4 protein-coding genes are annotated in these 4,651 nt (G+C 74.6%); all 4 read right to left on the bottom strand.

Annotation, left to right across the window (positions count from 1 at the left end; all coding sequences use genetic code 11):
• A partial coding sequence (locus tag E1267_RS42640; RefSeq protein ID WP_246064713.1) for a DUF5682 family protein occupies positions 1–1,192 on the bottom strand: 1,192 nt, incomplete at its 3' end.
• Between the two features lie 50 nt (positions 1,193–1,242).
• Positions 1,243–2,307 carry an ATP-binding protein gene (locus E1267_RS42635; RefSeq protein ID WP_132341848.1) on the bottom strand — a complete coding sequence of 355 codons (1,065 nt, stop codon included), beginning with the start codon at positions 2,305–2,307 and terminating at the stop codon, positions 1,243–1,245.
• Positions 2,304–3,695, bottom strand: a complete 1,392-nt coding sequence (locus tag E1267_RS42630) for a DUF5691 domain-containing protein (RefSeq protein ID WP_246064711.1) — start codon at positions 3,693–3,695, stop codon at positions 2,304–2,306. Before E1267_RS42630 ends, E1267_RS42635 begins: the two co-directional genes overlap by 4 nt.
• Positions 3,696–3,735: 40 nt before the next feature.
• The coding region (locus E1267_RS42625; protein WP_132341846.1) for an SWIM zinc finger family protein at positions 3,736–4,651 on the bottom strand (916 nt) is incomplete at its 5' end.

Raw genomic sequence — 4,651 nt, 5'->3', positions numbered from 1 at the left:
GGCGCAGCCGGTGCAGCAGGTGGCTTCGGTCGAGGTCGAGCGGCTTGCGCAGGTCGAGGTCGATCTCCCGGTCGAGCGCCTCCGGCTTGAGCCTGAGCCGCCGCTGCCGCTCGCGCAGGTCGCGCTGCAGCGGCACCATCGGGTTGCCGTCGCCGACGTGGCCGAGCCGGTCGCCGACGACCATGCGCCGCTGGATCAGCTCCACGGCCAGGTCGTCGCCCTCGCACAACACGGCCCTGGCCGCCTCGGTGACCTCGCCGAGCCCTGCCAGCGGACGGCCGCGCAGGGCCGCGAGACCGTGCGCGAGGCGTACGGACTCGATGACGTGCGCGGACGACACCGGCAGGCCCTCGTCGCGCAGCACTCCCGCGGCCGCGGTCAGCCACCGCTCCACGGGCCGGTCGGGCGCGTCGAACAGGTGGTGGTACCAGCCGGGTGAGGCGATCCCCGCGCCGTAGCCGCTCCGCGAGGCCAGCCGCCCGTACGTCCACGGCACCCACGTCAGCTCCGCCTTCACCTTCGGCAGGCCGCGCAGGAGCGCGTTGTCGGCGCCGACCGGCGGCAGGGGCTCCGCCAGCGCGGGCACGTGCCAGGCGCCGCAGATCACCACGATCCGCTCGTGACCCTCCTTGACCGCCGCGCGGAGGGTCTTGCGCATGTACGCCTCGCGCCTGGCCTCCCGCTCGTCCGGCCGGTGCCCCTCGCGCACCGCGGCCATGGCCTCGGCGATCACCGCGAAGGGAGTGTCGCCGCGGTGCTCGACGACGTCCTCCCACCAGCGTTCGGGATCGTCGTGGCCGGCGGCGGCGGCCAACGCCCCGATGGGGTCGGCCCGCAGGCCGGGCGCCTCCTCGTCGCCGTCACCCGCCAGCGAATGGGCGGCGGGCAGATCGCAGAAGCGTACCGGCACGCCCGCCGACGTGGCGTACAGGATGGCCTGCCATTCGGGCGAGAACACCGCGAACGGCCAGAACGCCGCTCGCGACGGTTGCCCCGGCACGTGGGCGAGCAGCGCGACGGGCGGCTCCATGCCGGGGGCGAGCGAGACGATCCGATCGGCCTCCGGCGGGCCCTCGATGAGGATCACGCCGGGCCGCAGGCGTTCGAGTGCGTCGCGCACGGCCCGTGCCGACCCCGGCCCGTGATGGCGCACGCCCAGCACGTGAACGTCCGCCCGCCCCGCTTTGAGCACGCCCGCCGCCCCGGGACCGGGCCGGTCGCCGCCGGCGGGTGGGCGGGCGGTCACGAAACCTCGCGGCAGGCGCGGTAGAAGTCGCGCCAGTCCGACCGCTCGCGTACGACGGTCTCCAGGTACTCGCGCCACACCACCCGGTCCGACACCGGCTCCTGGACCACCGCGCCGACGATTCCCGCCGCCACGTCGGACGGGCGCAGCACCCCGTCACCGAAGTGCGCGGCCAGCGCGATGCCGTTGGTGAGTACGGAGATCGCCTCGGCCGTGGACAGGGTGCCGCTCGGCGACTTGACCTTGGTGCGCCCGTCCTCGGTGACGCCCGTGCGCAGCTCCCTGAACACCGTCACCACCCGGCGGATCTCCGTCAGCCCCGTCGTCGTCGCGGGCAGGTCGAGAGAGGCGCCGAGCTGGGTGACGCGGCGGGCGACGATGTCCACCTCCTCCTCGGCGGTGGCGGGAACGGGCAGCACCACCGTGTTGAAACGGCGGCGCAGCGCGCTGGACAGCTCGTTGACGCCCCTGTCGCGGTCGTTGGCGGTGGCGATGACGTTGAAGCCGCGTTCGGCCTGGACCTCGCGGTTGAGCTCGGGGATCGGCAGGGTTTTCTCCGACAGGACGGTGATCAGGGCGTCCTGCACGTCGGACGGCATGCGGGTGAGCTCCTCGACGCGCGCGACCCGGCCCTCGGCCATCGCGCGCATCACGGGCGACGGGGTCAGCGCCTCGATCGACGGGCCCTCGGCCAGCAGCCTGGCGTAGTTCCAGCCGTATCTGACGGCCTCTTCCGCGGTGCCGGCGGTGCCCTGCACGAGCAGCGTCGAGTCGCCGCTGATGGCCGCGGCGAGGTGCTCGGACAACCAGGTCTTGGCGGTACCGGGCACCCCGAGCAGCAGCAGCGCGCGGTCGGTGGCCAGCGTGGCGACGGCGACCTCGACGATGCGCCGCGCGCCCACGTATTTCGGGGTGACGCGGTCGCCGTCGCCCAGGATGTAGGTGGTGACGGCCCACGGCGACAACGTCCAGCCGGGCGGCCTCGGCCGGTCGTCGTCCTTGGCGAGGACGGCCAGTTCCTCGGCGTACTGGTCTTCCGCGTGCGGGCGCAGAACCGTCATGCGCCCTCCTTCGCCGGTCGTTCCATGGTCTCCTCGCTTCGTTCACTTGCGGAAAGTTCGTCGTACATGTCGGCGCGGAAACGCAGCAGGGCGGCGACCCGCTGGATGGACTCCACGGGTGAGTAGCTCTCGGCCAGCGGGAACAGAGCCGGGTCGATGTGCTCGCCCGCCAGCTTGACCAGCTCGCCGAGGTTCCACGGCTGCGTCGTGGCCACCTTCACGATCTTGCGGAGCACGGCCGTGGCCAGGCCCTCGCGCCAGTGGGACGAGACGCCGCCCAGCACCATGATCAGTTGACTGTCCAGGTCGTGCTTCTTCACGAAGTCGGCGGCGAGTTCCTGCTGCTCGTCGGGCGGGAGGCATTCGAGGAGGTCCGCGATCGGGTCCCGGCCGAACATCGCCCGCGCCCACTCCGGGTCCTTCTGCAGCACGGCGGCGCGTACCCAGGCGGCCTTCACCTCGGCGTCCCAGTCGAGGATCTTCATCCGGAGCAGCCGGGCGGGCGGGTGGCCCCAGCTCGCCAGTGGGGCGCGGGCGATGATCTGCTGCAGCCACCAGGCCCGCTCGCCGATGCCTCTCGGCGGCTTGGCGCGCACGCCGTCGCGTTCCATCGCCTTGTCGCAGAGCTCGGGGGCTTCGACGGTGATGACCTCACCGGCGATGGTCACGCACGCCCGCGCCCGCTCGGCCATGCGCCGCGACAGGCGCGATCCGGGGAGCCGGGTGAGCAGGTTGGCGGCGGTCTGGCGCACCTCTCTGCGGCGGTCGTCGAGCGCCTGCTCAAGGAACGGTTCGTCGTCCATGCTCAGCCCGTCGGCCAGCACCTCCGCGAACTCGGCCCGGTCGTCCGGCGTCTCGCTCCCCCACGTGCTCTCCAGCAGCCGGCGGGCCCGCGCGGGGTCGGCCGCCCTGACGCGGCGCAGGTGCGCCCGCCGGTCCGCCGCCGAGCCCAGCTCCCAGGTCTGGCCGGTGGGCTCCTCCAGGAGGTAGGCCCAGGCGGGGTTGAGCCCGGCCAGCCAGCGGCCGCGCCGCCCGGCCAGAACGCCCAGGTGCACCCTGATCGAGCGGTCGCGCCGGCCGCGTTCGAGCAGCTCGGGCAGCGCGTAGGGGGGCACCCTGCGGCCGGTCGCGGCGGCCGCGGCCAGCCACTCCCCCAGCAACCGCTCCTGCTCGCCGCCCATGATCCGCATCAGCCGCCCGGCCGCGCGGCGGCCGACGGCCGGCCGTTCCTCGGCGGGCGCCGGCTGCTGCTGGGGCGCCTGCCCGAGTGGCCGGCCCGCCCGCCGCCGCGCCACCTCCACGGCGGCGCGGGCGAGCAGATCCCCGTCGTACGGCCTGCGGTCGGTGCCCACGAGCGCCGTCGATGCCAGCTCCTCCCACCCGGTCACAGGATCACCGCCCGTCCTCTCCTCGCCCGCTCCCGGCCCATCAGAGAATCACCGCCCTGCCGTCGTCGTCCCACGTGGTCAGGGGCCGAAGGCCCTGGGGGGTCCACTCGACGGCCACCGTGAGCGGGCGCCCGCCCGACACGGCGATGAGCCGCCAGGGGTCGCGGGCCCTGACGTGCAGCGGCAGGCCGCCGAGCCCGGTGCGCTCCGGCACGACGCCGCTGAGGACCAGCGGCCACGACTCCGTCCACGGATCGTCCGCCAGCGCTGCGGCCACCTCGTCCAGCGCTTCTTCCGGCGAAACCCCCGGCGGACCGCACGACCCCGAGGACCCACGCGCACCGGACGGACCGCGCCCGGGCGGCGGCGGGACGGTGCCGTGGCGGGCGGCGACCAGGGCGCGCAGCGGAGCGGCGCCCGGATAATAGGTGAGGTCGGCCTCGATCGTGGTGCCCGTGACCAGGGAGGAGTCGAGCGGCTGGCCCTGCGGGGCGAACGAGAGGATCAGCGCGGGACGCTGGGTAGCCCGCCCGCGCAGCCAGACCTTGCGCGCCGTCAGCCGATCCTGCACCTCGTCGCGCCCGCCCAGGACATCCCAGTGATCCCGGACGGCCGGCTGGGCCAGCACCTCTTCCCTGGTGACGGGGAACCCGGCGCGGATCAGCACGGTCCGCGCCAGCGCCGCGGGCAGCCCGGCCCGCCGCCGGTAGGCGACCGCCAGCAGGTTGAGCAGCGCGTATTCCTCCAGCAGCCGCCCCGGCCAGCCCTCCTCGGAACGGACCCGGATCAGCCGGGAGACGGTGCCCGCCGCTCCGGGCGCCTGGGCGTCCACGAGCCGCTTGGCCAGGCCCTCCCAGTCGTGCTCGGCGGCTCCGGCCAGCCCCTGCCGCACCTGGTCGGCAAGCCACCGCTCCAGCTCCGCCAGCCCCGACGCGACCCGCCCATGGCGCACGGTC

The sequence above is a fragment of the Nonomuraea longispora genome, assembly GCF_004348345.1.
Lineage (GTDB): Bacteria > Actinomycetota > Actinomycetes > Streptosporangiales > Streptosporangiaceae > Nonomuraea > Nonomuraea longispora.
The sequence above is the reverse complement of the archived record's forward strand: the minus strand, read 5'-3'. Positions and strand labels throughout refer to the sequence as shown.

Bases quoted from the DNA above. Each gene is read 5' to 3' on its own strand.
- E1267_RS42635 (WP_132341848.1), bottom strand. From the start codon at position 2,307: ATGACGGTTCTGCGCCCGCACGCGGAAGACCAGTACGCCGAGGAACTG.